The sequence below is a fragment of the Streptomyces sp. TG1A-8 genome, assembly GCF_030499535.1.
Lineage (GTDB): Bacteria > Actinomycetota > Actinomycetes > Streptomycetales > Streptomycetaceae > Streptomyces.
Genome location: NZ_JASTLB010000001.1, coordinates 6,439,398 through 6,465,336, shown reverse-complemented (window position 1 = coordinate 6,465,336; position 25,939 = coordinate 6,439,398). Strand labels below are relative to the sequence as shown.

The 25,939-nt window shown below is 74.5% G+C and carries 24 protein-coding genes and 1 pseudogene; 14 read left to right on the top strand and 11 right to left on the bottom strand.

The genetic code is table 11. The annotated features are described in order from the left end of the window. Window positions 1-124: 124 nt before the first annotated feature. The 4 genes and pseudogenes from QQY24_RS28635 to QQY24_RS28620 all read left to right on the top strand — a co-directional run. A pseudogene (locus tag QQY24_RS28635) lies at window positions 125-1,123 on the top strand (long-chain fatty acid--CoA ligase); the annotation flags it as partial. Between the two features lie 150 nt (window positions 1,124-1,273). Further along, the gene (locus QQY24_RS28630) at window positions 1,274-1,708 is read left to right on the top strand and encodes an ATP-binding protein (RefSeq protein WP_301975606.1); all 435 of its coding nucleotides are present in this window, start codon (window positions 1,274-1,276) and stop codon (window positions 1,706-1,708) included. Between the two features lie 198 nt (window positions 1,709-1,906). Beyond that, window positions 1,907-3,283 (top strand): NAD(P)/FAD-dependent oxidoreductase, encoded by a 1,377-nt coding sequence (locus QQY24_RS28625; protein ID WP_301975605.1) that lies wholly within the window; start codon window positions 1,907-1,909, stop codon window positions 3,281-3,283. A 252-nt stretch (window positions 3,284-3,535) separates the two neighbouring features. Next, the gene (locus QQY24_RS28620; protein ID WP_301976379.1) at window positions 3,536-5,749 is read left to right on the top strand and encodes an FUSC family protein; all 2,214 of its coding nucleotides are present in this window, start codon (window positions 3,536-3,538) and stop codon (window positions 5,747-5,749) included. A gap of 27 nt (window positions 5,750-5,776) precedes the next feature. On the opposite strand, the gene QQY24_RS28615 is transcribed toward QQY24_RS28620, so the two are convergent. The 3 genes from QQY24_RS28615 to QQY24_RS28605 form a co-directional block, all read right to left on the bottom strand. Beyond that, window positions 5,777-6,094 carry a DUF5133 domain-containing protein gene (locus tag QQY24_RS28615; protein WP_301975604.1) on the bottom strand — a complete coding sequence of 106 codons (318 nt, stop codon included), beginning with the start codon at window positions 6,092-6,094 and terminating at the stop codon, window positions 5,777-5,779. Between the two features lie 32 nt (window positions 6,095-6,126). Next, entirely contained in the window at window positions 6,127-6,981 is an 855-nt protein-coding gene (locus tag QQY24_RS28610; RefSeq protein WP_301975603.1) for an RNA polymerase sigma factor SigF, read from the bottom strand. Between the two features lie 236 nt (window positions 6,982-7,217). Continuing rightward, window positions 7,218-7,652 (bottom strand): ATP-binding protein, encoded by a 435-nt coding sequence (locus QQY24_RS28605; RefSeq protein ID WP_301975602.1) that lies wholly within the window; start codon window positions 7,650-7,652, stop codon window positions 7,218-7,220. 129 nt (window positions 7,653-7,781) lie between these two features. On the opposite strand from QQY24_RS28605, the gene QQY24_RS28600 reads away from it, so the two are divergent. Next, window positions 7,782-8,024 carry a hypothetical protein gene (locus QQY24_RS28600; protein WP_301975601.1) on the top strand — a complete coding sequence of 81 codons (243 nt, stop codon included), beginning with the start codon at window positions 7,782-7,784 and terminating at the stop codon, window positions 8,022-8,024. Window positions 8,025-8,280: 256 nt separating this feature from the next. Next, window positions 8,281-8,736 (top strand): cyclic nucleotide-binding domain-containing protein, encoded by a 456-nt coding sequence (locus QQY24_RS28595; protein ID WP_301975600.1) that lies wholly within the window; start codon window positions 8,281-8,283, stop codon window positions 8,734-8,736. Window positions 8,737-8,744: 8 nt separating this feature from the next. Here the strand turns inward: QQY24_RS28595 and QQY24_RS28590 are convergent, their stop codons facing one another. Together QQY24_RS28590 and QQY24_RS28585 are read right to left on the bottom strand one after the other, a co-directional pair. Continuing rightward, complete coding sequence (locus QQY24_RS28590) at window positions 8,745-10,067, bottom strand: MFS transporter (RefSeq protein WP_301975599.1); 1,323 nt, start codon at window positions 10,065-10,067, stop codon at window positions 8,745-8,747. Window positions 10,068-10,141: 74 nt separating this feature from the next. After that, entirely contained in the window at window positions 10,142-10,756 is a 615-nt protein-coding gene (locus QQY24_RS28585; protein ID WP_301975598.1) for a LysE/ArgO family amino acid transporter, read from the bottom strand. A 70-nt stretch (window positions 10,757-10,826) separates the two neighbouring features. Between QQY24_RS28585 and QQY24_RS28580 the strand changes: the two genes are divergently transcribed. Both QQY24_RS28580 and QQY24_RS28575 read left to right on the top strand, forming a co-directional pair. Continuing rightward, entirely contained in the window at window positions 10,827-11,708 is an 882-nt protein-coding gene (locus QQY24_RS28580; RefSeq protein ID WP_301975597.1) for a LysR family transcriptional regulator ArgP, read from the top strand. A gap of 182 nt (window positions 11,709-11,890) precedes the next feature. Then, window positions 11,891-12,142 carry a WhiB family transcriptional regulator gene (locus QQY24_RS28575; protein WP_301975596.1) on the top strand — a complete coding sequence of 84 codons (252 nt, stop codon included), beginning with the start codon at window positions 11,891-11,893 and terminating at the stop codon, window positions 12,140-12,142. A 31-nt stretch (window positions 12,143-12,173) separates the two neighbouring features. On the opposite strand, the gene QQY24_RS28570 is transcribed toward QQY24_RS28575, so the two are convergent. Together QQY24_RS28570 and QQY24_RS28565 are read right to left on the bottom strand one after the other, a co-directional pair. Next, window positions 12,174-12,623, bottom strand: a complete 450-nt coding sequence (locus tag QQY24_RS28570) for a DUF6098 family protein (protein WP_301975595.1) — start codon at window positions 12,621-12,623, stop codon at window positions 12,174-12,176. 112 nt (window positions 12,624-12,735) lie between these two features. Then, window positions 12,736-14,163: a M1 family metallopeptidase gene (locus tag QQY24_RS28565; protein ID WP_301975594.1), complete on the bottom strand. Its 1,428-nt coding sequence runs from the start codon at window positions 14,161-14,163 to the stop codon at window positions 12,736-12,738. A gap of 181 nt (window positions 14,164-14,344) precedes the next feature. Here QQY24_RS28565 and QQY24_RS28560 point away from each other — a divergent pair, with 181 nt between their 5' ends. Beyond that, window positions 14,345-14,701 (top strand): DUF488 domain-containing protein, encoded by a 357-nt coding sequence (locus tag QQY24_RS28560; protein WP_301975593.1) that lies wholly within the window; start codon window positions 14,345-14,347, stop codon window positions 14,699-14,701. A gap of 2 nt (window positions 14,702-14,703) precedes the next feature. Here the strand turns inward: QQY24_RS28560 and QQY24_RS28555 are convergent, their stop codons facing one another. Together QQY24_RS28555 and QQY24_RS28550 are read right to left on the bottom strand one after the other, a co-directional pair. Then, a complete protein-coding gene (locus tag QQY24_RS28555; protein WP_301975592.1) occupies window positions 14,704-16,377 on the bottom strand; it encodes an FAD-binding dehydrogenase in 1,674 nt (557 codons plus the stop codon). A 19-nt stretch (window positions 16,378-16,396) separates the two neighbouring features. Continuing rightward, window positions 16,397-17,017, bottom strand: coding sequence for a TetR/AcrR family transcriptional regulator (locus QQY24_RS28550; protein WP_301975591.1), 621 nt, complete (start codon window positions 17,015-17,017; stop codon window positions 16,397-16,399). A 439-nt stretch (window positions 17,018-17,456) separates the two neighbouring features. On the opposite strand from QQY24_RS28550, the gene QQY24_RS28545 reads away from it, so the two are divergent. Then, window positions 17,457-18,203, top strand: a complete 747-nt coding sequence (locus tag QQY24_RS28545) for an MBL fold metallo-hydrolase (RefSeq protein ID WP_301975590.1) — start codon at window positions 17,457-17,459, stop codon at window positions 18,201-18,203. Window positions 18,204-18,233: 30 nt separating this feature from the next. Beyond that, window positions 18,234-19,469 carry a DUF4032 domain-containing protein gene (locus QQY24_RS28540; protein ID WP_301975589.1) on the top strand — a complete coding sequence of 412 codons (1,236 nt, stop codon included), beginning with the start codon at window positions 18,234-18,236 and terminating at the stop codon, window positions 19,467-19,469. A 1-nt stretch (window position 19,470) separates the two neighbouring features. Here QQY24_RS28540 and QQY24_RS28535 read toward each other — a convergent pair whose 3' ends face one another. Both QQY24_RS28535 and QQY24_RS28530 read right to left on the bottom strand, forming a co-directional pair. Further along, window positions 19,471-20,337 (bottom strand): universal stress protein, encoded by an 867-nt coding sequence (locus tag QQY24_RS28535; RefSeq protein WP_301975588.1) that lies wholly within the window; start codon window positions 20,335-20,337, stop codon window positions 19,471-19,473. 383 nt (window positions 20,338-20,720) lie between these two features. Then, window positions 20,721-22,505, bottom strand: coding sequence for a M4 family metallopeptidase (locus QQY24_RS28530; RefSeq protein WP_301975587.1), 1,785 nt, complete (start codon window positions 22,503-22,505; stop codon window positions 20,721-20,723). A 426-nt stretch (window positions 22,506-22,931) separates the two neighbouring features. On the opposite strand from QQY24_RS28530, the gene QQY24_RS28525 reads away from it, so the two are divergent. The 3 genes from QQY24_RS28525 to QQY24_RS28515 all read left to right on the top strand — a co-directional run bounded on the left by QQY24_RS28525 (window position 22,932) and on the right by QQY24_RS28515 (window position 25,832). Then, entirely contained in the window at window positions 22,932-23,609 is a 678-nt protein-coding gene (locus tag QQY24_RS28525) for an AIM24 family protein (protein ID WP_301975586.1), read from the top strand. Window positions 23,610-23,763: 154 nt separating this feature from the next. Continuing rightward, the gene (locus QQY24_RS28520) at window positions 23,764-24,804 is read left to right on the top strand and encodes a tetratricopeptide repeat protein (protein WP_301975585.1); all 1,041 of its coding nucleotides are present in this window, start codon (window positions 23,764-23,766) and stop codon (window positions 24,802-24,804) included. Continuing rightward, a complete protein-coding gene (locus QQY24_RS28515) occupies window positions 24,801-25,832 on the top strand; it encodes a polyprenyl synthetase family protein (RefSeq protein WP_301975584.1) in 1,032 nt (343 codons plus the stop codon). Before QQY24_RS28520 ends, QQY24_RS28515 begins: the two co-directional genes overlap by 4 nt. Window positions 25,833-25,939 lie beyond the last annotated feature (107 nt).

The following is a 25,939-nucleotide window of genomic DNA, read 5'->3' as shown; positions in this document are numbered from 1 at the left end:
CATTCGAGCCGCCGACGGCGGAGTCGGCCGGCGGAGCCACCCTCCGTACCCCCGGGAGCAGCGCATGCGCGACGACGCCCTCGCTCCGGCGGCCGTCCCGCCGCTGACGGGCGCGCTGGCCGACAGCCTCTTCGAGCGGGCGGCGCGGACCGCGCGGGACTTCGCCCGGGCGGAGGAGCGCCGCCGGCTGGGCACCGGGCCGGGACCCGGGCTGGACCTGCGGCTGCAGCACGCCCTGTACGAACGGACGGTGTACCGGGGGCTGCGGGCGGCGCTCGGCGGGCGTGCGGTGCGCGGCACGTCGGGCGGCTCCTCGCTCGGCCGGGAGCTGTCCCTGTTCTTCGAGGGCATCGGCCCGTACCTCCACGACGGGTACGGGCTGACGGAGACGTCCGGCGGGATCACCACGCAGCCGCTGGGCCGGGAGAAATCGGGCACCGTGGGCCGGCCGCTGCCGGGCACCGAGATCAGGGTGGCCGAGGACGGGGAGATCCTGGTGCGCGGCCCGTCGGTGTTCCACGGCTACCTGGGCGACGAGGGCCGGGCGCGGGCCGCGTTGCGCGGCGGCTGGCTGGCCACCGGGGACATCGGGCGGCTGGACGCCGAGGGCCATCTGACCATCACCGACCGCAAGAAGGACGTCCTCGTCACCAGCGGCGGCACGACGGTGGCGCCGGCCCCGCTGGAGCAGCGGCTGCGCATGCACCCGCTGGTCCACCAGGCGGTTGTCGTCGGCGACGGTCGGCCGTGCGTGGGGGCCCTGATCACCCTCGACCCGGACTTCCTCGCCCACTGGCGGGCCGCCCTGGCGCTGCAGGGTGACTCGGCGGGGCGGGAGGCGCGCGAGGACAACGCGCTGCGGGAGGAGAGCGCGCGGGCGGTCGCCTCGGTCAACAGCGCGGTGTCCCGCTCGGAGTCCATCAGGGTCCACCGCGTCCTGCGGGAACCGTTCGCCCCGGACGGCGGACTGCTGACGCCGTCCATGAAGGTGCGCCGGGGCGCCGTGGTGCGCCACCACGCCGCCGAGATCGACGCGATGTACGAAGCCCGGCCCCGCGCCGGGCGGCGTCCGGCCCGGTGGGAACCGACCGACCGGGACGAACCGGACGACATGTTCCGGTGAACGGCGCCGGGAACGGACCGGGTCGCCAACGCGGACGAGTAAGCCGGCCCGGCTGTGGGAACCCGCAGCCTTGAAGTGATCAGGAACGACGACCGCTCCGGTCGCACGGGCCCCGCCGGCCCGGCACCGTCCGGGGCCGGGGAAGGCGAGATGCCGACGGAGCCGCGCTGGGACGACACACCGCCCTCGGAGGAGAGCTATGAGCGCGCATTCTCCTTCCCGGGCGAACTGCGCAACGTCACGGGCGCGCGGCTCGCCGCGGAGGAGTTCCTCGGTGCCCTCGCACGGGACTCGCCGCCCGGACAGCCCGAGTACTGGGACGACATCCTCCTGGTCGTCACGGAACTGGCCGCCAACGCCGTCCAGTACGCCCCCGGGCCCTTCGGTCTGCAGATGCGCCGCACCTTCGACGGCGTGCACGTGACCATGCACGACACCAGCACCGCCCGGCCCGAGCCGCGGCCCTTCCACCCGAGCACGGGCGGCGGCGGCATCGGCTGGCACCTGGTGCACACCCTGTGCGACCAGGTCAGCGTGGTGGTGGAGGACCACGGCAAGGACATCCACGTCTTCCTGCCCTGGTGACCCGTCCGGCCCGCGTGTATCCGTGCGGAATCGGGTTACTCCCGTCCGTGCAGGAACGGGCCGGTGCCCGCACGTCCGTCCGCCTGCCGCGTCCGGCCGGCGCAACGGCCCGGGGCGCGGTGGCACCGGTGTGGTGCGCAGCGCTTTCCCGGGCATGCGGACGGCGTCGAGTCGGACCGCCCGGAGCCGCAGAAAGGGATGAACACCGTGACACGACCCAGGATCCTGGTGGTGGGCGCAGGCTTTGCCGGAGTCGAGTGCGTCCGCCGTCTGGAGCGGAAACTCAGCCCCGACGAGGCGGACGTCACCCTGGTGACGCCGTTCGCCTACCAGCTCTACCTCCCGCTGCTGCCCCAGGTCGCCTCCGGCGTGCTGACGCCGCAGTCGATCGCCCTGTCGTTGCGGCGCAGCAGCAGGTACCGCACCCGCATCATCCCCGGTGGCGCGATCGGCGTGGACCTGAAGTCCAAGGTCTGCGTCGTCCGCACCATCACCGACAAGATCGTCAACGAGCGGTACGACTACATCGTGCTGGCGCCGGGCAGCGTGACCCGGACCTTCGACATCCCGGGGCTGACCGAGCACGCCTTCGGGATGAAGACGCTCGCCGAGGCGGCGTACATCCGCGACCACGTCATCGCCCAGCTCGACCTGGCCGACGCCAGTGACGATCCGGCGGAGCGGGCCTCGCGGCTGCAGTTCGTGGTGGTCGGCGGCGGATACGCCGGCACCGAGACCGCGGCCTGCCTGCAGCGGCTCACCCATGCGGCGGTCCAGCGCTACCCGCGGCTGGACCCGGGCCTCATCAAGTGGCACCTGATCGACGTCGCGCCGAAACTGATGCCCGAACTGGGCGACAAGCTCGGCCGCAGCGCCCAGGAGATCCTGCGGCGGCGCGGCATCGACATCTCGCTCGGCGTCTCGATCGCCAAGGCGGGCCCGGAGGAGGTCACCTTCACCGACGGCCGGGTGGTGCCGACGCGGACCCTGATCTGGACGGCCGGTGTGGTCGCGAGCCCGCTGATCGCCACGCTGGGCGCGGAGACCGTCCGCGGCAGGCTGGCGGTGACCGAGAGGATGTGTCTGCCGGGTCACGACGGGGTGTTCGCGCTCGGCGACGCGGCGGCGGTGCCCGACCAGGCCAAGGGACAGGAGGGCGCGGTCTGCCCGCCCACCGCCCAGCACGCCATGCGTCAGGGCCGGAAGGTCGCCGACAACGTCATCGCGACCCTGCGCAACCAGCCGATGCAGCCGTACGTCCACAAGGACCTGGGGCTCGTCGTCGACCTCGGCGGCAAGGACGCCGTGTCCAAGCCGCTCGGCCTGGAACTGCGCGGGGTGCCGGCCCAGGCGGTGGCCCGTGGTTACCACTGGTCGGCGCTGCGCACCAACGTGGCCAAGACCCGTGTGATGACCAACTGGATGCTGAACGCGGTCGCGGGCGACGATTTCGTCCGCACCGGCTTCCAGGCCCGCAAGCCCGCCCGGCTGAAGGACTTCGAGTTCACGGACGCCTACCTGACGCCGGAGGAGGTGCGGGCCCGGGTGCGGGGCGCGGCCGTCGAGAGCCCCTGATGCGACCCGGACCGTCCGGTCCGCCGGAACCGCCGCCGGACCGGCGGTTCCGGCCGGTGACCACGAGGACGTCCCGCGAAGGGACCACCCGGACACGGCCGCGGGGACCGTGCCGGGCCCGGCGGGCTGCTTCCCCGACCGGACCGGCCCCGGCCGCCCGGCGGCACCGTGCGATGCTGGGCCCAGATCCATTTCCGGCACGGGAGAGAGCGCGGCGGCGTGAGGACAGTGGGACGGACGGCACGGGTACGGATGTGGGACCGGCTCGCGGCGTCCGATCCCGGGCTGCTCCGGCTCACCGCCGGGCTGCGCACGGTGGTCGCCATCGCCCTGGCGCTGGCGGTGCTGGCCCTGCTGCGGGTCCCGGTGCCGCAGCTCGTGGCGGGGGCGATGGCGGCGATGGTCGCGACCTTCGCCGTCCGCGAGAAGCAGCCCTCCCGGCAGGCCGTCACCCTCGCCCTGGGCCTGCCCGTGGCGCTGGCCTCGGTGACGGTGGGCGCGCTGCTGAACCAACGGGTCGTCGCGGGCGACCTGTTCTTCGTCGGCCTCATCTTCTGCGCGGTCTACGGCCGCCGCTTCGGTGACCGGGGAACGGCACTGGGCCTGATCGGCTTCCAGGTCTACTTCCTGTCCCTGTTCGTACAGGCGACCACCTCGGTGCTGCCGGCCCTGTACGGCGTGGTGGCCGTGGCGTTCGGCTGCAGCGCCGCCGCCCGCTTCGTGCTGCTGCCGCAGACCCCGGCCGGCACCCTGGACCGGCTGCGGCGGGCCTTCCGCGCCCGGCTCGGCCAGCTGATCGCCGCCCAGGCCGCGCTGCTGGACGCCGGCCCGGACGACGTGGAGAAGGTCCTGGAGGACCTGCGCACGGGTACCGCCCGGCTGCACGAGACGGCACTGATGATCCAGGGCAGGCTGGAGGACGGCACCTCCGACGGGGCGGTGGCCCGGCTGCTGCAGCGCCGGATCGCGGACGCCGAGATCGCCGCCGAGCGCCTGGTGCTGCTGCTGCTCACCGCGCGCAGTGCCGAGCGGACGGACACGCTCACCCTGCACCTGCCCGGTGCTCCCCTGCCCTCGGGCGGCGAACTGCCCCTGCGGGACGAGGCGTCGGCCGTCCTGTGCCGGGACCTGCGGGCGCTGCGCCTGCTGGTGCTGCGACCGTCCGGCGAGGCCTCGGGCACGGCGCTGGCGCAGATCCGCAACCGGCTGCTCGGCTACCGCGAGGAGGACAGGCTGCCGAAGGCCTCACCGGCCGTGCAGGACGTCTTCCGGGGTCTCGGTGAGGCCGCGCGGGCCGTGCTCGGGCTGCGGATCGCCATGGACGGGCCGCAGGACGAGTCCGACGACACCCCCGCGACGGCCCGCTCCCGGGAGGAACTGGACGCCGAGGACGCCGCCATCGAGGTGAGCGAGGACGGCGGGGACGGGCAGCCGGAGGAGACCGGGCTGCGGCGGCCCACCACCCGGGCCGCCGTGCAGGTGGCGGTCGGCTCCTCGCTGGCCATCGTCGGCGGTGAACTGCTGTCCAGCCAGCGCTGGTACTGGGCGGTCCTCACGTGCTGGATCGTGTTCATCAACACCGCCTCCACCGGCGAGATCCTGGTGAAGGGCTACCGCCGGCTGGTGGGCACGGTCCTCGGCGTGGCGGCCGGCATCGTGCTCGCGGGACTGGTCGGGCACCACACCTGGACGGCGTTCGCGCTGGTGCTGGTGTTCATCTTCGCGATGTTCTACACCGCTCCCCTGTCCTACACGCTGATGTCGTTCTTCGTGACGGCGATGCTGGGGCTGCTGTACACGCTGCTGCACACCTACAGCACGGCGGTGCTGCTGCTGCGGGTGGAGGAGACGGCGCTGGGCGCGGCCTGCGGGGTGATCGCGGCCGCGGTGGTGCTGCCGGTCCGCACCGACCGGCGCACCAACGACCTCCTCGTCGACGTCCTGGAGCGGCTGGCGGACGTGACGCGGGCTTCGGTGGACCAGCTGAGCGGCGGGGCGCCGGGCGACCTGGTGGACAGGGCGCGCCACCTGGATCAGGCGCTGGCCGACCTGCGCGCCGCCACCCAGCCGCTCACCCACCCGATCACACCGCTGCGCTCGCGCCGGGACACCGCCCGGTACGTCGTGGCGCTGCTGGAGACGTGCGCGTACCACGGGCGTTCGCTGGCGGCCACCGCCGAACTGCTGCCGGCGCACCCCTCGATAGCGGCGGATCCGCGGCTGCGCGGTGCCGGCGGGCGGATCGTGCACAACATCGGGACGATCGCCGCGCACGTCGCCGACCCGGGGTCCACCGCCGTGATCGAGACCGGCCCCAGCATCGCGTCGATGCTGGAGCCGGGAACCCTGCGCGCCCCGCGCTACGGCCGGGTCACCGACCGGGTGCTGCGGCACCTGCAGCGTCTGGACGAGGCGGTCTCGGGCCTGGCCCGGCCGCTGGGTGCCGGACCGGAGCCGGGGAAGTAGGAAGGCGGGGACGCCGCGGCGGGGCGGTCAGTCCGTCGCGTCGGCCGACGCGGCGAGGCCCGCGGCGACGACGGGCCCGGTCCGCCGCACGGCCGTGGCGCGCCGGGGCCGGACCGCGGTGACCGGCGGCGCGGACCGGTGCGCCGGCGTGGTCGCGGCGAGGTGGGCGTGGGCGGTGTCCAGGGCGTCCGTCACCTCGCGGGTGCCGGTGGACACGCACAGGGTGTAGGCCAGGTCGCGCAGGCGGGGGCTGGGCTCCGCCACTCCGGCGAGCGTCTCCTCGGCGAGCAGCGTCTCGTAGGCCTCGACGAGTGTGCGCAGGGTGGCGGGGTGCGGCTTGAGCATCTGGTGGGGACTCCTCGGTCGGACGACGGTGGTCAGGGGGCGGTACGGCCGCCGCCGGGCCGCTGGCCGAGCACCTCGTCGCGGACGCGGGCGCAGCTGCGGCTGATGAGGCGGGAGACGTGCATCTGGGAGATGCCGAGCCGGTCGGCGATCCGGCTCTGCGTCATGTCCTCGAAGAAGCGCATGTAGAGGATGGCCCGCTCCCGCTCGGGCAGCCGGCGCAGACCCTCCTTCGCGGCCTCGCGGTCCACGACGGTGTCGAACGAGGAGTCGGCGGCACCGAGAGTGTCGGCGAGGCTGTAGCCGTCGTCGCCGCCGGCCAGCTCGGCGTCCAGGGAGAGGGTGCTGAAGCTCTCCAGCGCCTCCAGGCCCGCGGCGACCTCCTCCTCGGTGAGGCCGGTGTGGGCCGCGATGTCGGCGGCGGTGGGTTCGGGGGAGCCGGGGTTCTGCGTCAGTTCACGGCGGGCCACGCGGACGCGGTTGCGCAGTTCCTGGACGCGGCGGGGCACCCGGAGGGCCCACATGCGGTCCCGGAAGTGCCGCTTGACCTCACCGGTGATGGTGGGCACGGCATAACTCTCGAAGGCGCCGCGGGAGGGGTCGAACCGGTCGATGGCCTTGACCAGTCCGAGGGCGGCCACCTGCCGCAGATCCTCCACCGACTCCCCGCGGTCGCGGAAGCGGCCGGCGATCCGGTGGGCCATGGGCAGCCAGGCCGTCACCAGCTTGTCGCGCACGGCTTCCCGTTCCGGGCCGTCCTCCAGTTCCGCCATCCGCGCGAAGAGCGTCGCGGTGTCGGGGGCGTCGTCGTGCGTCCGCCGCGGGGAGGCGGCGGGGGCGGTGCGGTCAGGCGTGCCGGGACGGTTTGTCGACATGTCGGTCAGCATGCGGAATCGCTCCTGAACGGTGGTTTCAGGGCACGGCCGGAACGGGGGTTCCGGGCACGGCCCGAACGGTGCTGTCAGGGTTCGCCGCGGGAGGGGACTTGCCGGGCCCGCCGGAAGGGGGCCCGCAGCAGGTCTCGCCGTCCCGCTGGGCGCGCGCCTCCGGTCCGAAGCACGAAATTCCGTCTGCCCTTGCCCCCAAGCGGCAAACGCCGCATCCGGAACTTCCGCCACCGCTCTCAGCGCAGCGGCACGACGGCCGTGATCCGTTTGCCGCCGCAGGGCAGGCCGGCCACCCTGACGTCCCGGGCCAGCCGGCACACGATGGGCCAGCCGCGCCCACCGGGCCGGAAGCGGCCCCGCTCGTCCACGGGGGCGGCGGCCACCGGCACGTCGTCACTGCGGTCGCACACCGACACGCGGACGCCGCCGGGGTCCACGTCGACGTCGAAGCCGGTGATCCCGCCGCCGTGCAGGATGGCGTTGGTGGTGAGCTCAGAGGCGACCAGCAGGGCGTCCTCCAGCGCCTGCGCGCCGCAGGGAATGGCACAGGCGGTACAGTGCTCGGCCACCTCGTGCTCGACCGCCCTGCGCGCGTCGGCGGGCCGCCACGACAGCGTCCGGCACGGCTCGCGAGCGTCCGCCGCCGCGCCGGCCCGTTGGTGCTCGCACATCCCTTCCCTCCCCTTCCCGAGTCGTGCCCGTTTTGCCGGGTCCCTCCTTTTCGACTGACCCCTGGGGGCGTCGTCAAACACCGTGGGTACCGCTGCCATCACCGGGCGCGGACCGGGTATCCGCGGGACATGAGCGATGTGGTGGACTCCGACGAACTCCTGCGGCGCATCCGGCGGGGCAGGGACCGCGCGGCCCAGGAGGAACGGGCCTGGCAGGAACGGGCACAGGGCCTTGTGGCGACCGACCCCGAAGGGGCGCGGGAGGCGCTCACGCGGGCGCGGGCCTACGAGGCGGTGCTGCGGGTGCTGGAGGAGATCGTCTCGCCGGGGAGGACGTCCGGCACGGACACCGGCGAAAACCGGGCCATGTGACCCGTTTCGGGTTGCGCGCCTTCCCGCGGGGTGGTTTATTCTTCATCCATACGTGGTGACGGGGTCGGCCGGAACCGTCCTCCCTCACCACCGCTTGCGGCCCTGGCTGGTTTCCCCCGTCCAGCCAGGGCTTTCTCCCGCCCGCACGGCCCTCCTGCGAAAAGCGCTCCGCCCCGAGGTGCCCGGGACGCCGGCAGCGGCTCCAATGGACGCAAGGGAATGCACCCGGACCGCCGCCGGCGAGGAGCCCCGTCCCATGACCCAAGCCATCAAACTGCTGACCGCCCTCCCCCAGGCGCAGCGCGAGCGCCTCATGGAACTGGCCGAGGAGGTCTCCTTCGCGGAGGACGCCCGGATCTTCGAGTCGGGCGGCACCGCCGACCGCTTCTGGGTGATCCGCTCGGGCGCCGTCTCCCTCGACCAGGAGGTCACCACACGGCAGCGGCTCACGGTGGCCACCCTCGGGGCGGGGGACCTGCTCGGCTGGTCCTGGCTGTTCCCGCCGTACCGGTGGGACTTCGGGGCGGTGGCCTTCAGCAACGTACGGGCCTACGAGTTCGACGGGCCGTCGGTGCTCGCGCTGTGCGTGGAGGACCCGCTGCTCGGCCTGTCCCTGGTGCGGACGGTCGCCGAGATCCTCGCCCACCGGCTGGAGGCGACCCGCGGCAAACTGATGGACCAGTACGCGCTGCGCCGCCGCGGGCCGCTGTAGGCCCCGCCTCAGATCCGGTACCGGCGCAGCGCCGGGACCGCGAAGGCCAGCGCCAGCATCACCACGACCACCAGCGCTCCGCCGCCCGCCACGGCGGCACGGGGTCCGAACGCCGAGCCCGCGGTGCCGTGCAGCACGTCGGCCAGGCGCGGGCCGCCCGCGACGACCACCGTGAACACGCCCTGCATCCGGCCGCGCATCTCGTCGGTCGCGGCGGACAGCAGGATCGCCCCGCGGAAGACCATGGAGATCATGTCGGCCACCCCGGCGGCGGCGAGGAAGAACAGGGCCGCCCAGAGGTTCCCGCTCAGACCGAAGCCGGCGATGGCCGCGCCCCAGCCGACGACCGCGCCGATGACCATCCAGCCGTGCCGCCGCGCCCGCGAGAAGACACCGGAGAACAGGCCGCCGAGCACCGCGCCCACCGGGATGCCGGCGAACAGCACGCCGAGCGCGAGCCCCTCGCCCCAGGAGGCGTAGGTCTGCGCGGCCAACTGCGGGAACAGGGCGCGGGGCATGCCGAACACCATGGCGACGATGTCGGCGAGGAAGGACAGCAACAGCACCTTGCGCCCGGAGATGTAGCGGAACCCGGCCGCGATCTCCCGGACCCCGGCCCGGCGGGCGGGCCCCTCGCCGAGCGGCGGCAGGGCGGGCAGCCGGAACACCGCCCACACCGTCACGCACAGGGCCAGGGCGTCGATCAGGTACAGCTCCGGCAACCCGATGACGGGGATGAGCACGCCGGCCAGCAGCGGCCCCGCCACCAAGCCGGTCTGCATCACCGTCGAGCCGAGCGCGTTCGCGGCGGGCAGCTGTCCGGCCGGGACCAGGCGGGCGATGGAGGCGTTGCGGGCCGGGGCGTTCAGGCCGAAGAAGGCCTGCTGCGCGGCGAGCAGCACCATCAGCACGACGACGGAGTCGAGGCCGGCGGCGGCCTGGGCCCAGAAGAGCAGCGAGGTCACCGCGATGCCGCAGTTGGTGACCAGGAGCAGCTTGCGCCGGTCCACCGTGTCGGCGACCGCCCCGCCCCACAGCGCGAACACCACCATCGGCACCAGTCCGGCGAGGCTGGCGTAGCCGACCCAGGCCGAGGAGTGGGTGATGTCGTAGATCTGCTTGGGGACGGCGACGGCGGTGAGCTGGCTGCCGACGGCGGTGACGATCGTGGAGGACCACAGGCGGCGGAAGGCGGGGATCTGCAGCGGGCGGGTGTCCATCGCCCAGCGCCGCCAGCCGTGCCGGGGCGGGTCCGGTGCCTCGGCGTCGCCGGTGCCGGGGGCGGTACTGCTCTCGCTCGTGTCCACGGGATCCCTGGTTGCTCGATACATCTTTCGATTCGCGGTCCACTATCTCAGCACCTCCCGCGGGCGCCGGAACCGGCCGTCCCGGGATCCGGTCCGGCTCAGGATCCGGCGACGAGCATGCCGCCGAGGCCGAGCATGGTGGCGGCGACGAGGCCGTCCAGGACCCGCCAGGCGGTGGGTCCGGCCAGCACCCGGCCGAGCAGCCGGGCGCCGAAGCCGAGGGCCGCGAACCAGCACAGGCTCGCGAGCGCGGCGCCGAGCCCGAAGGTCCAGCGCAGCGGGCCGCGGTCGGCGGCGAGGGAACCGAGCAGGAACACCGTGTCCAGGTAGACGTGCGGGTTGAGCCAGGTCATCGCCAGGCAGGTGAGGACCGCCCTCCTGCGCGAGCCCGACGCCTCGCCCTGTGCGCGCAGGCCGGCGCCGGGCCTGAGGACCCGGCGCACGGCGAGGGCGCCGTAGCACAGCAGGAACGCACCGCCGACGATCCCGACCACCCGCACCGCGCCGGGCCAGGCGGTCACCACCGCGCCGACCCCGCCGACGCCCAGCGCGATGAGCACCGCGTCGGACAGGGCGCAGATGCCGACGACGGCGAGGACGGCGTCGCGGCGCACCCCCTGCCGCAGGACGAAGGCGTTCTGGGCGCCGATGGCGACGATCAGGGACAGGCCGGTGCCGAAGCCGGCGGCCGTGGCGGTCAGGGCGTGGTTCATGCGCCCGACGCTAGGCGGACGGCCGACCGGGCGTACAGCTAATGATTCTTACGTATCGTTAGCCGATGTGATGCCGGAGCTTCCCCTGGACCAGGTCCGCACACTGCTCACCGTGGTGGACGAAGGCACGTTCGACGCGGCGGCGGCGGTCCTCCACGTCACGCCGTCGGCGGTCAGCCAGCGGATCAGGGCGCTGGAGCAGCGCACCGGCCGGGTGCTGCTGCAGCGCACCAAGCCGGTGCGGCCCACCGAGTCCGGCGCGGTCCTGGTGCGCTACGCCCGGCAGCTGGCCCGGCTGGAACGGGAGGCGCGCGGGGAGCTCGGGCTGAGCGGCGCCGGGGAGCCGACGCGGGTGTCGGTGGCGGTGAACGCGGACTCGCTGGCGACCTGGTTCCTCGGGGCGCTGACCCGGGTGCCGGGACTCTGCTTCGAACTGCACCGGGAGGACGAGGACCACACGGCGGCGCTGCTGCGGGAGGGGCTGGTGATGGCGGCGGTGACCTCCTCCCCCGGCCCGGTGCCCGGCTGCTCGGTCCGTCCGCTCGGCCGGATGCGCTACCTGCCGGTGGCCGCGCCCGGGTTCGCCGAGCGGTACCTGGACGGGCCCCTGCGGGACGTCCTGACCGGGGCTCCGGTCGTGGTCTTCGACCGCAAGGACGACTTCCAGGACGGCTTCGTACGGCGGCTGGGCCGTGACGGCGCCGGCCCGCTGCGGCACCAGGTGCCCACCTCGGAGGGGTTCGTGGAGGCGGTGGCCGCGGGGCTCGGCTGGGGCCTGGTCCCCGAGGCCCAGGCCCGCCCGCTGCTGCGCGCCGGCCGGCTCGTGCCCCTCGCCCCTCGCCTGTGGACCGACCTCTCGCTGTACTGGCAGCAGTGGAAACTCGACTCCCCCGCGCTGGCGGCCGTGGCCGAGGCGGTGGCGGTCACGGCCGCCGGGGCCCTGCGCCGCTGAGCCCCCGGGCGCCGCGGTCGGCGGCCGCGGCGGCCGCCACCGTCGCCCGTTTCCCGCCGCCTCCCGTCGTCGCCCGCCGTTCCCGTGCCGGTTCCCCCTGTTTCATGCGCCCGGGGCCGGTCACCCGCAACCGAGGAACGCATTCGGCAGGTACGGACGACGACGAACGCAGGAGACTTCGAATGGACAACTGGCGCGAACATGCCGCGTGCCGTCATGAGGATCCCGACCTGTTCTTCCCCATCGGCACCACCGGGCCGGCGCAGGTCCAGGCCCAGCAGGCCAAGGCGGTGTGCGGACGCTGTCCGGTACGTGAGCAGTGCCTGGACTGGGCGCTGGACACGGGGCAGACCATCGGTGTCTGGGGCGGGACGACCGAGACGGAACGGCGGACGCTGCGGCGTCGCGCCAGCTCGCGTCCGCGCTCGGGCTGAGCCCGGACACGAGCGGCGGGACCCGGGGGACTCAGCGGCCGGAACGGCGCAGGGTCCCCCAGTCGCGTTCCTGCCGGGCCACCGCCGCCCGGGCCGCGCGGATCACCTCGTCCGCGATCCAGCACACCGGCTCCACGTCCACCACGAGCGGCTCGTTGTCGGGGCCCCGGCCCGTCTCGCGCCCGCGCAGGACCCAGGGACGCACGCCGGGGCCCTTCTCGTGCGGCAGGTGCGCGTAGTCGTACAGACGGCGGGCCACCCACAGTTCCACGGACCGGCCCTCCCACCACTCCTCGACGTCGAGGGGGTTGGCGGACAGCCCCGGCATGGGGACGCCGGTGAGCTCGTCCGTGCTGGACACCTTGCCGAGGTCGGTCCCGGGCCCCTTGGACCAGCGCACGTACAGCCCTTGCCGCCGCTCCACCAAGCGGGCCAGATCGGCGAGCCCGGACACGACGGGCAGGCCCTGCGGTGCACTCATGACGACGCCTCCTCCACTGCTGTCTCGCGCGAACCGGAGTACCCGCGCCACGCCCCGGGAATCGGGCCGGCGTCCCGGGCTTCGCGGGGCCGGCGCACCGCACCGGACGGGCTCAGGCGCCGCCCGGCTTGCCCTTGGTGCGGAGCCAGGTGCGGAACAGCCCCGTCAAGTCCTTTCCCGACCGCCGTTCGGCGAGCCGCACGAACTGGGCCGTCGTACCGTGCCCGGCGCGGTGTCCGGCCGCCCAGGCCCGCAGGACGCGGAAGAAGGTCCGGTCGCCGACGGCCGTGCGCAGCTCGTGCAGGGCCATGGCGCCGCGGGCGTAGACGGGGGTGCCGAAGATACGGGCGCCGCTGCCCGGGTCGGCGGGCGGGTAGGCCCACAACCCGTCGTCCGCGGGGCGGGCGTAGAGGGCGTCGAAGGTCTTCTGGGCGCTGTCACCGCCGTGCTGCTCGCTGTACAGCCACTCGGCGTAGGTCGCGAAGCCCTCGTTGAGCCAGATGTCCTGCCAGGAGGTCAGCGAGACGGAGTCGCCGAACCACTGGTGGGCGTTCTCGTGGACGAGGGTGCCGAGGTCGGGCGCGGAGTCGTAGACGGGCCGGGTCTGGGTCTCCAGGGCGTAGCCGACGTCCGGGGCGTGGTCGACGACCGACCCGGCGGCGCGGAACGGGTACGGGCCGAACAGCCCGCTCTCCCAGGCGAGGACGGAGGGCAGCTTCTTCAGCACCGGGGCCGCGGCGGCCGCCTCCCGCGCGTCGACGGCGTTGTAGACCCGGATGCCGTCGGCGGTGGTGTAGGACTCCGTCCGGAACCTGCCGACGGTGGCGGTGGCCAGGTAGGCGGCCATCGGTTCGGCCTGGTGCCAGCGGAAGGTGGTGCGGCCGTGCGCGGTGTGCCGCCCGCGCAGGACACCGTTGGCCACGGCGGTGCGGCCCTCGGGGACGGTGATGGTGATGTCGTACGACGCCTTGTCCCCGGGGTGGCCGTTCGCCGGGAACCAGGTCATCGCGCCCTGCGGCTCCCCGGCGACGAACGCCCCGTCGTCGGTGGGGATCCAGCCGTCGGCCGAGCCGTCCGGGTCGGTGACCGGCGTCGGGGTGCCCGCGTAGGCGACGGTGACGCGGAACTCCCGGCCCGCGCCCAGGGTGTGGCGGGGGGTGACGACGAGTTCCTGGCCGTTGCGGCGGAAGCGGGCGGCGGTGCGGTCGACGGTGACGCCGGTGACCTCCAGGCCCTCGAGGTCGAGGTCGAAGCGGCCGAGCCGCTGGGTGGCGCGGGCGGTGAGGACGGCCTTGCCGTCCAGGTGCCGGGAGGCGGTGTCGTAACGGAGCGTCAGGTCGTAGTGGCTCACGTGGTAGCCGCCGTTGCCGCTGAGCGGGAAGTAGGGGTCGCCGGCGCCGGGCGCGCCGGTGGTGCCGGTCGCCGTGGGCCCCGCGGCCCCGAGCAGTGCCGCGACGGCGACGGGGACGGCGGCGAGGACGGCCTCGCGGCGCGGGACGGTGGTGCGTCGTCGGGCGGGCTGCCGGGGCGGTGGCGTCACGGGCGCTCCTCGAAGGATGACGGAATGATCGCTTCTGGTCGTTTCGCCCACAGACTAGAAGCACGAGTGGCCTGTTCTCCCCTCATTCAGGTCAACTCGCGCCGCGTCACTTTCCGGCGGGGCGAGCCGCCGGACGTACGCTCGCGGCACCGTCCGCGAACTTCCGACGAGGGGCCCGACCGTGAGCGTGCGCGTGCGCCGGATCTACGACCCGCCCGAACCGGACGACGGACTGCGCGTGCTGGTGGACCGGCTCTGGCCGCGCGGGCTGTCCAAGGAGGAGGCCCGGGTGGACGAGTGGCCGAAGGGGCTCGCGCCGTCGACCGGACTGCGCAGGTGGTTCCACGGTGCGGAGGGCTCCTACGGGGAGTTCCGGCGCCGCTACCGGGCCGAACTGGCCGCTGCGCGGGCCGCCGAACCGCTCGACGGCCTGCGGGCCTCGGCGCGCCGGGGCCGGGTGACCCTGCTGACGGCGTCCAGGACGCCCGGGCGCAGCCACGCCTCGGTGCTGGCGGAACTGCTGCGGGGCACGGGCTGACGTCAGCCCGTCTGCCGCGCCGCCGCCCGGCCCGCCGCCCGGCCCGAGAACAGGCAGCCCCCGAGGAAGGTGCCCTCCAGGGCGTTGTAGCCGTGGACGCCGCCGCCGCCGAACCCGGCCACCTCGCCCGCCGCGTACAGCCCGGCGACGGGCCTGCCGTCGGTGCCCAGGGCGCGGGAGTCGAGGTCGGTCTGGATGCCGCCGAGGGTCTTGCGGGTCAGGATGTGCAGCCGGACGCCGATCAGGGGGCCGGCGGCCGGGTCGAGGATGCGGTGCGGGGCGGCGACCCGGCCGAGGCGGTCGCCGATGTAGCGGCGGGCGTTGCGGATGCCCTGGATCTGAGAGTCCTTGCTGTACGGGTTGGCGATCTGCAGGTCGCGGGCCTCGATCTGGCGGCGCACCGCGGCCGGGTCCAGCAGCGGCTCGTCCGTCAGGCCGTTCATCCTGTCCACCAGGCGTTCCGGGGTGGACGCGGTGACGAAGTCCGCGCCCTTGTCGAGGAAGGCCCGCACCGGCGCGGGAGCCCCCTTGCCGAGCAGCCGGTCGCGCAGCACGGCCTTGCGGTCCTTGGCCGTGATGTCGGGGTTCTGCTCGGAGCCGGAGAGCGCGAACTCCTTCTCGATGATCTTCCGGTTGAGGATGAACCAGGAGTGGTCGTACCCGGCGATGTCCTCGGTGGTGCGCAGGTGCTTGAGGGTTCCGAGGGTGTCGTAGCCGGGCAGGCACGGGTCGGGCAGGCGGCGGCCGAGGGCGTCCAGCCACAGGGAGGACGGTCCGGGCAGGATGCGGATGCCGTGCCCGGCCCAGACGGGGTCCCAGTTCCGCAGGCCCTCGGTGTAGTGCCACATGCGGTCCCGGTTGACCAGGCGCACGCCGGCCCCGGCGCTGATGTCGAGCATGCGGCCGTCGACGTAGGCGGGAACGCCGGTGACCATCTCGGCGGGGGGCGTGCCGAGCCGCTCGGGCCAGTGGCGGCGGACGATGTCGTGGTCGGCGCCGATCCCGCCGCTGGTGACGATCACCGCCTGGGCGGTGAGTTCGAAGTCGCCGGCGCGCTCGCGGCTGGAGGCGGCGCCGCGCGGCGCGTCGTCGGGGACGAGGACGGTGCCGCGCACCCCGCGCACCGTGCCGCCCTCGACGACCAGCTCGTCCACGCGGTGGCGGTGGTGGAAGGTGAGCAGCCCGTCCCGGGCGGCCTGGCGGGCGCGGCGCACGAAGGGGCCGACCACGCCGGTGCCGGTGCCCCAGGCGATGTGGAAGCGGGGCACGGAGTTGCCGTGCCCGCCCGCCCGCAGGTCGCCGCGCTCGGCCCAGCCGACGGTGGGCAGCAGCTCGATGCCGTGGCCGCGCAGCCAGGACCGCTTCTCGCCGGCCGCGAACTCGACGTAGGCGCGCGCCCAGCGCACCGCCCAGGAGTCCTCGTCCTCGGTCCGGTCGAAGCCGGCGCTGCCCTGCCAGTCGTTCCAGGCGAGGTCGAAGGAGTCCTTGACGCCCAGGCGGCGCTGCTCCGGGGAGTCGACGAGGAAGAGCCCGCCGAAGGACCAGTACGCCTGGCCGCCGAGGTTGGCGGCGTTCTCCTGGTCGACCAGGGCCACCCGCCGGCCCCGGCTGGTGAGTTCGTGGGCCGCGACCAGGCCGGCGAGACCCGCTCCGACGATGATGGCGTCCGCGTCCATGGCGTCCGGTTCCTTCCGTCTACGACTCGTCAGGGGTGCCGCCGCCGGTCAGCAGGGCAGTGAGCAGTTGTTTCAGCCAGCTACGGGCGGCGTCCACGTCCTTGTCCAGCAGCAGCTGGGTGGTCACGCCGTCGTAGGCCGCGACCACGGCCCGGGCGGCGCCGTCGGCACCGCCGAGGACGGCGGGCGGGGCGGTGCGGCCCCGGGCCCGGCCGAGCCGGCCGGCGATGGCCTCCCGGAGCCGGGCGCGGTGCTCCAGCAGGGTCCGGGCGACGGCCGGGTCGCGGGCCGCGTGCACCAGGAAGTCGGTCTTCACCAGCAACCAGTCCACGTCGAGCAGCAGCGCCTCGGTGACCCGGTCCACGGAGGCGGGCACGTCGAGGCCGGGTCCGTCCTGGGCGAGGGCCTCGGCCACCTGGCCGGCGAGGAGGTCGGCACGCTCCCGGTAGAGGGCGAAGAACAGCTCGTCCAGGGTGGCGAAGTTGGAGTAGAAGGCGCCCCGGCTGTAGCCGGCGGCCTCGCAGACCTGCTCGATGGAGACCCGTCCGAAGCCCTTGGCGGCGAACACCTCGAAGGCGGCGTCGAGCAGCCGCGCCCGGGTGCGGACCCGGCGCCGGGTGACCCGCTTGGCCGTCTCCACCGGCGGCACCACCCCTCGTCCGCGTCGTCGGCCCGTTTCGATACGGGAATGTATCCGGTACACCGCTGTATCGAAAGGTCCGGAGCGGGGAGGCGCAGGAGGGCCGGAGGGAGACCTGTCCCCGGAACCGGACCGACGGGGTGGCCGTACCGCGTCCGCCCGCCTTCCACGGCGGCGCGCACTCGCCCCGCCCGGGGCCCGCGAGGCCCTGTCCCGGCGCTGCGCCGGGAGCCGGGCGAGCCGTCGCCCCCATCGGGCCGTGTCCCCACCGCGACGGCCGGGGCGGCGCCCGGCACGGCGACCCGGTCGGGCGGGCGGCCACGAGGACACGGGCGGCCGCGACCTCTCCGCCGGCTCGTCCGGCGGACCCCTTGCGGCCGCCCGTGGGCCATCTGATTGGCTGTACCCGACGATCGGACGTTCGGGAGCCGGGGAGATCATGCGGGCAGAGGTGCACCAAGTCGCCGACGGCACCTATCTGGTGCACGGCCACCACACCAACTGGGTGATCCTCAAGGAGGGCGACGCCGTCACCCTGGTGGACACCGGGTACCCGGGGGACCGCGAAGGCGTCCTCGACTCACTGGCCGCGGTGGGCAGTTCGCCCCAGGCGGTCGCCGCCGTGCTCATCACCCACGCGCACAACGACCACCTGGGCTCGGCCGAGTACCTGCGCGCGGCCCACGGCACCCCGGTCTACCTGCACCCGGCGGAGGTCCCGCACGCGCGCCGGGAGTTCCTCCAGCAGGCCACCATCGCGGACGTGGTGCGCAACGCCTGGCGGCCGGGTGTCGTCCGGTGGGCGGCGCACGTGCTGCGGGTGGGCGGCACCGAGCACCACCCCGTCACCGACCCCGAGCCGTTCCCCCAGGACGGCCCGCTCGACCTGCCCGGGCACCCGGTCCCCGTGCACACCCCCGGCCACACCGACGGCCACTGCGCCTACCACCTGCCCGGGATCGGGGCCGTGATCTCCGGTGACGCCCTGGTCAGCGGTCACGCGACCGCGCGGTTGCGGGGCCCCCAGCTGCTCCCGGACTTCTTCCACCACGAGCGCGGGCGGACCGTGGCCTCGCTGGAGCTGATCGGGGCACTCGACGGCGACGTCCTGCTGCCCGGCCACGGCCCGTTGCACCGGGGCTCCGTGCGCGCCGCCGCCGCGCAGGCGAGGGAGCGGGCGCTCTAGCCGGGCGGCCACTGCCTTAGGGTTCGTCCCATGGCCTTGCAGATCAGCGCCACGAACCCGGAGCACCCCGCGCTCCTGCTCGAACTGCCCTGGAACGTCCCCCTGGAGGAGTGGTCCGGGGAACACCTCGTGCCGCTCCCCCGCGGCATCTCCCGGCACGTCGTGCGCTACGCGCGCGCCGGTGACGAGGTGATCGCCGTCAAGGAGCTGGCGGAACGGCCCGCGCTGCGCGAGTACGGGCTGCTGCGCGACCTGGACCGGATCGGCATCCCCGCCGTGGACCCGCTCGCCGTGGTCACCGGCCGCACCGACCGGGCCGGCGCCCCGCTGGAGCCCGTGCTGGTCACCCGGCACCTGCGCGGCTCGATGCCGTACCGCTCCATGTTCGAGACGACGATGCGCCCGGCGACCATGCACCGTCTGATGGACGCCCTCGCGGTGCTGCTGGTGCGCCTGCACCTGGCCGGGTTCGCGTGGGGCGACTGCTCGCTGTCCAACACGCTCTTCCGGCGCGACGCGGGCGCCTACGCCGCGTACCTGGTGGACGCCGAGACCGGTGAACTGCACCCCCGGCTCAGCCCGGGGCAGCGGGAGTACGACCTCGACCTGGCCCGCGTGAACATCAGCGGCGAGCTGCTGGACCTGGAGGCCTCCGGCGCGCTGCACCCCTCGGTCGAACCGGTCGCGTTCGGGCACGAGATCTGCGCCCGCTACGGCGGCCTGTGGCAGGAGCTGACCCGCACCTCGGTGTACCCGGCGGACAAGTACCACTACATGGAACGCCGGATACGCCGTCTGAACGACCTCGGCTTCGACGTGGCCGAGATGCAGATCGAGCACTCCGCCGACGGCGACACGGTCACCTTCGTGCCCAAGGTCGTCGACGCGGGCCACCACCAGCGCCAGCTGCTGCGGCTGACCGGTCTGGACGCCGAGGAGAACCAGGCCCGGCGGCTGCTCAACGACCTGGAATCCTGGATGGCCACCCAGGACGACCACGCCCCCGGCGATCCCCTCGCCGCCCGTCCCGAGGTGCTGGCGCACCGCTGGGTCCGGGACGTCTTCCGGCCCACCGTGCGCGCGGTGCCGCCGGAGCTGCGCGGTTCCATGGATCCGGCCGAGATCTACCACGAGCTCCTGGAGCACCGCTGGTACCTGTCCGAGCGGGCGCGGCGAGACACGGGCCTGGACGCGGCGGTCCGGGACTACATCGCCAACGTCCTGCCCCGGGCCCGTGCGGCGCTGGAGCCGGCCGAGTCCGAGTAGGTCACGCGTGCGGGACCACGGCCACCGGGCACCGGGCGTGGTGCAGCACCCCGTGGGCGACCGAGCCGATGCGGGCGCCGACGGCCGTGCGGTGGGCGCGGCGGCCGACGACCACCAGCTGGGCCCGGCCGGCCGCCGCGAGCAGCACCTGTCCCGCGCTGCCCATCTCCACGTGCTCGGCCACGGGCACCTGCGGGAAGCGCTCGCGCCACGGTGCGAGCGCCTCGGCCAGCGCCCGCTTCTCGTGCGGCTCCAGGCCCCCCGCGTCGTCGAGCAGCTTGAGGGAGCCCGGACTGTAGGCGAAGACCGGGGGCAGCTCCCAGGCGCGGACGGCCCGGACGGCGGCGCCCCGGGCCGCGGCCGTCTCGAACGCGAAGCACAGCGCCTCCGCGCTGTCCCCGGGGCCGCCGTGCTGGCCGACCACGACGTCCCGTCCGGCGGCCTCGGCCGGGGGCCGGTCCCCGGCACGCACCAGGACCACCGGCCGGCGGGTTTCCGCGATCACCTGCCGGCCGACCGAGCCCAGCAGGAACCCGAGCACCGGCCCGTGCCCGCGCGAGCCGAGCACCAGCATCTCGGCGTCCGCCGCGGCCCCGGCCAGTGCCTCCACGGCCCCGTCCTCGGCCACGTCGGCCGTGACCGTCAGGCCGGGGTGCCGTCCGCGCACGGCGTGCACGGCGTCCGCCACCCCGCGCGACACCCAGCCGTGCTGGGTGTCGCGGTCGGCCCCGGCGAGCGACTCCTCGTAGCGCCACGCGTGCACCACGCGCAGCGGCAGCTTTCGCCGTACGGCCTCCCGGGCGGCCCAGTCCAGCGCGGCCAGGCTCTCCCCGGTACCGTCCACCCCTGCCGTGATCGGGCGTGTCATGCGTGGGCCTCCTCTTCCTCCCCGCCGCCGGGCGACGTCTTCGCCGGACCGCGGTGCCGTCCTTGCTGTGGGAACAGTTGATCACCGATGCCGCCGGTCCCGTGGCACCCGGACGCCGGTGGGCCCGGCACCCGGGTGAGTGGTGGCCGGTGACGCCGGCGACGGGTCCGGCGGCCGGCGCGCTCCGGACCGGCCGCCGGGACCGCTCCTCGTACCCCGTACCCGGGGGGAAGGCGGTCAAGGACCGGCTGCGCCCCGGCTTCCGGCCCGAGGAACGGGCCGCCGGGGCCGGGTGCGCGAAGGCACCGCGGGGACGCGGAGCCCGGCACACCGGACGCCCCGCACGGGGCGGGGCGTCCGGTGTGCCGGTGTGCTGCCGTCCCTCAGTGGCGGGCGGCCGGCGTGTTGGCGGCGGTCACGTTGACCGCGGCCCACGCCCTGTCCACCGCCTTGTACTCGGTGCTGGTGGCGCCGTACAGGTCCTTGGCCGCCTTCAGCGTCGCGACGCGCGCGCCGTGGAAGTCGGTCGTGGAGACCATGTAGCGGGTCAGCGCGCGGTAGAAGACGGCCGTGGCCCTGGTGCGGCCGATGCCCTTGACCGCGGACCCGTCGTAGGTCGGCGAGTCGTAGGCCACGCCGCCGATCCTCTTCTTGCCGCTGCCCTCGGCGAGGAGGTAGTAGGCGTGCGAGGAGACACCGGAACCGGCGTGCACCTCGGTGTAGTACGTGTCCGGCGACCAGTAGTCGACCGTGCCCTCGAGCTTGTCGAGCGAGGGGCGGTCCAGGCGGCGCAGGAACTTCTGGGCCAGGCCCAGCTTCTCACCGATCAGGTAGTCCGGCGCGTCCTTCGTGTTGCCGGCGTAGAACTCCACGCCGGAGCCGAAGATGTCCGCGAGCGACTCGTTCAGCGAGCCCGGCTCGCCGTACTGGTTGCCGTCCTCGTCGACGAAGGTCGGCTCCAGCGCGGCGGTCGACTCGACCACGCCGTGGGTCAGTTCGTGACCGGTGACGTCGAGGACGACGAGCGGTTTCCTGAACGTCCGGCCGTCGCCGTCGCCGTAGAGCATGCAGGCGCAGGCCGGGTCCCAGAAGGCGTTGCCGACCTTGCTGCCCCAGTGGACCATCGCGCGGGCGGCCTTGGAGTTGCCGGCGATGCCCTTGCGGCCGAAGGTCTTCCTGTAGAAGTCCAGGGTCTTGGTGACGCCGTACTGGGCGTCGGCGGCGACGCTGACCCGGCTGGTGGTCCTGCCGTTGCCCCACACGTCGGTGGTGTTGGTGAACTTCGTGCCCGCCCCGAAGCTCTCGGTGTACCCGCCCTTGGCGTCGCGCGTCTCGGTGCCGTACCGGCTCGGGTCCTTGAGCTGGTAGTGCCCGCGCGAGGTCGCCGTGGTGGTCAGGCCGACACTGCCCACGAAGAGGGTCCTGCCGGTGCCGTGCGCGGTCGCCGGGTAGTGCGTGACACCGAAGGCACCCGGGCCGGACAGTCCGGCGCCGGTGGGGGTGCCGACGCCGGTGGCCGGGTCGGCGCTCTCGCCGCGCCCGCGCAGCGTGCCGAGCAGCTTCGGCGACACGAATCCCTCCGCGTCGGGCGTGTTGCTGCGCACCGCGCCGCTGACGGCGTCGACGACGACCGTGCGGGAGGTGGCGCCGGTGGTCACCGTCACCCGGTAGGCGAGGGCGGCGGTGCCCGCGCGGGCGTCCACCACCGGTTCGGCGCCGCCCGCGTCGCCCCGGGCGGCCCCGGCGGCCCGGGCGGCGGCCTGCCGCGCGGTCAGCACGGCCCGCCCGGCGGCGGGTTCGACGGCGTGGCCGGTCGCACGGGTGGCACCCGTGTAGGCCAGCTGCCGGTTCAGGTGGACGACGAGGTCGCCGCCGAGGACCGGCAGGCCGTCGTGGCTGCGGGCGAAGCGGACGTGGCGCGCCCCCTCGGGGTCGATCAGGACGTCCCGGGCGTGGAGTTCGTCGCCCGGCGAGACTCCGGTCGCGGCGGTGTGGGCGAGGGCCGCGGTGCGCGCCGCCTCCACCACCGCCGCGGCCGTCGTGGCGGCGGGCGCGGCGGTCCGCTCCGTCCCCGTGGCGGAACCTGCGAAAGCCGTGCCGGCCAGGCCCGTGGCAGCCGTCGTCACTGCGACGGCGACCGCCACGCTGCGTATGTGCGGTCTACGCACTGATGGGGGTTCCTTCGTTCGAAGACGGCCGGGATGACCAACCGCCTTGAGACATGGCGCCGTTGGGCGCCAAAGGGGCTGTTCGGGCCCCGGGGGAACCCTTGCGGATTAGTCATGAGCACGTAAAGCCGGAATGGCCCATTACGCAAACTTCTATGACAATCCTTTACAAATGCACGCCGCAGAGTGATCAAAAGACGATCACCTGTGTACCGGCTGTGAAGACGCCGTCCGGGCTCCCCGGGTTCCGGGCCGGGATGTGACCGATGTCGCACCGGGGAACGCGCGCACGGGGGGAGCCGGCGGGGTTCCGCGCCCGTGGACGGGGGCGCGGAACCCCGCGGCGGCCGCCCGACCGCCACGGCGGACGGGGCGGCACGTTCCGTGATCTTGGCGGAACGGCACCGTCCGGGACACCCTGCCCGCATGAAGGGTGACCTCTTTTCCAGCGAGCACGTGGTGCGGCCGGCCGCGGCACCGGGCATGTCCGTCGAGAACGCCAGGTGCGTCAGGTACGCGGTGGACGGCGAGATGTACGCCCGCCAGGGCGCGATGATCGCCCACCGGGGCGACCTCCGGTTCGAGCGCAAGGGCCAGGGCGTGGGCGGCATGCTCAAGCGCGCGGTCACCGGCGAGGGGCTGCCGTTGATGGCGGTGCGCGGACGGGGCGAGGCCTGGTTCGCGCACGAGGCGCAGAACTGTTTCGTCGTCGAGGTGGAGCCCGGCGACCAGTTCACCGTCAACGGCCGCAACGTCCTGTGCTTCGACCCGACGCTGTCGTACGGGATCAGGACGGTGAAGGGCTCGGGCATAGCCGGGGGCGGCCTGTTCAACAGCGTGTTCGGCGGGCAGGGCCGGCTCGGCCTGGTCTGCGAGGGCAACCCGCTGGTCATCCCGGTCACGGCGCAGCACCCGGTGTACGTCGACACCGACGCGGTGGTCGGCTGGACCACGCAGATGCAGACCTCGCTGCACCGCTCCCAGTCCATCGGCTCGATGCTGCGCGGCGGTTCCGGGGAGGCCGTCCAACTGATGTTGCAGGGCGAGGGGTTCGTCGTGGTGCGGCCGAGCGAGGCGACGCCGCAGAAGGCGCAGCAGCACTGACGCGCCGCGGGGAGTGATCCGCGCCTCACGGGCAACCCGGCGCGCCGCACCGGCGTCTTGACCCATGGCAGACCAAGCCCTGGCCCGTGGGCCGGGGCACATTTTCGGCGCACTATACACATTGTGTATACACGTCGTGTATAGAAAGGCTCGCATGTACCGCAAGGCTTTCGCCCCGGAGTACCAGGGCGCCCTGACCACCCTGTCCGTGAACTCCTCGCTGGTCGACGTGCTCAGCGAGGGCACCGAACGGCTGCGCGAGGCCGAACTCTCCGGGCGGCCCGGCGAGGTGGCCCGCTGCGGGCTCGCCGTGGCCGAGGCGCACCGGCGGCTCGGCCAGGTGCGGGAGGCGGACCGGGCCTGGAAGGCGAGTTACCGGGCCGCCCGCAAGGCCGGTGACACGGCCGCGAGGGCGTGGGCGCTGTGGAGCGGAGGCACCCTCGCCCGGCAGCGCGGGGCCTTCCCGCTGGCCCGGCGGCTCCTGTCCCTGGCGGCCGAACTCGGCGAACAGGGCGGTGACGTCGTGGTCCGCGGCTACTCGCTGGCGGGCCTGGCGGAGACCGGGCGCATCCAGGGCGACTACGAGGCGGTGGGCGGGCTGCACGAACAGCTGCTGGCCGAGGCCCGTCGGCGCGGCGAGGCCCGGCACACGGTGTGGGCGCTGGAGGGCATCGCGCAGATGTACCGCAATACCGGCGACTACGACCGGGCCCACGCCCTCTTCGAAGAGGCCGCCCTGACCGCCGAGCGGGCCGACGACCGGCGCGGCCACGCCTGGGCGCTGCGCGGGCTCGCCGACGTGCTGTCCGTGCGGGACGGGGACACCGAGCAGGCACTGGAACTGCTGTCCCGGGCGGAGGCCACCTGCCGGGACATGCACCTGTCCAGCGCGCTCGCCTACAACCACAAGATGCGCGGCAACGTCCTCTACCGCGCCGGCCGGTACGCCGAGGCCCGGGACCTGTACGAACTGGCGCTGGCGGAGTTCCGGGCGATGAGCGAGCCGCGCGGCGAGGCACTGGCCCGACTCGGCCTCGCCAAGTCACGGGCCCGGCTGGGCCGCGACCGCGCCGAGACCGCGGCCGAACTCGCCGAGCTGGCGCGCATACTGGAGCGCGGCGGACTGCGGCACGCGCGGGAGATGGTCACCCGGGCGCAGCGGGAGTTCGGTCTCGACCAGGAGGCCGCCCGGTGACCGCGCCGCCGCGGGCGGTGCAGGCGCCGCCCTCCGCTTCCGACGTCCTCTCCCGTTGCCGCGAACTGGTCCGCCCGGCCCTGGTGGACGCGGTGGGACGGCTGCACCCGTGGCTGGCCGAGATGGCCGCGTACTCCTTCGGCTGGTGCGAGGTCGGCGGCACGCCCGCCACCGCGCCCGGCGGCAAGGGCGTACGGCAGGCGCTGGCGGTGCTCGGCGCCGAGGCGGCGGGCGCCGACGGGCGGGCCGGCGTTCCGGCGGCGGTCGCCGTGGAACTGGTGCACGCCTTCTCCCTGCTCCACGACGACGTCATGGACGGCGACGCGATCCGGCGCCGCCGCCCCGCGGTCTGGAAGGCCTACGGCACCGGCCCGGCGGTCCTCGCCGGTGACGCCCTGTTCGCACTGGCCGTGGAGGCGCTCACGGCCGCGCCCGGAGGTCCCGGCGCCCTGCGGCTGCTGTCCTCGGCACTGGCCGACCTGGTGCGCGGGCAGGCCGACGACCTGCTGTTCGCGGCCCGGCCGTGGAGCGGACCGCAACGGGTGACGCCGGCGGAGTACCGGGCGATGGCCCGGCGCAAGACGGGCTCGCTGCTGGGTTGCGCCGCCGCGCTGGGAGCCGCGCTGGGCGGGGCGCCCGAGCCGGTGGTCACCGCGCTGGACCGGGCGGGGCGGCAGCTGGGCGTCGCCTTCCAATTGGTCGACGACGTGCTGGGGCTGTGGGGCGACCCGGCCGTCACCGGCAAGCCCGTCGGCGGTGATCTGCGCGAGCGCAAGAAGACCTTCCCGGTCCTGGCCGCGCTCGACTCCCCCGGGGCCCGCCACCTGCCCGCCCTCCTGGACTCCCCGGGGCGGGCCGTGGAGGCGGCCGCGCTGGTCGAGGCGGCGGGCGGCCGTGCGGCGGCAGTGGCCGAGGCCCGCCGCCACACGGCCGGGGCACGGGCGCTGCTCGCGGGGCTGCCGTCGGCCGGCGGGGCCGCCGCCGAGCTGCGGTGCCTGGTCGACCACCTGGTGGGCCGCGATCTGTGAGCATCGCGTCCGCGGGGCACCGGCGGCCCGCCGGTGCCCCGCGGACGCTGCCGCGGGCCGCGCTTCGAAAGCGTGTTGACCTCACCCGCCCCGGCGGGTCAGGGTGC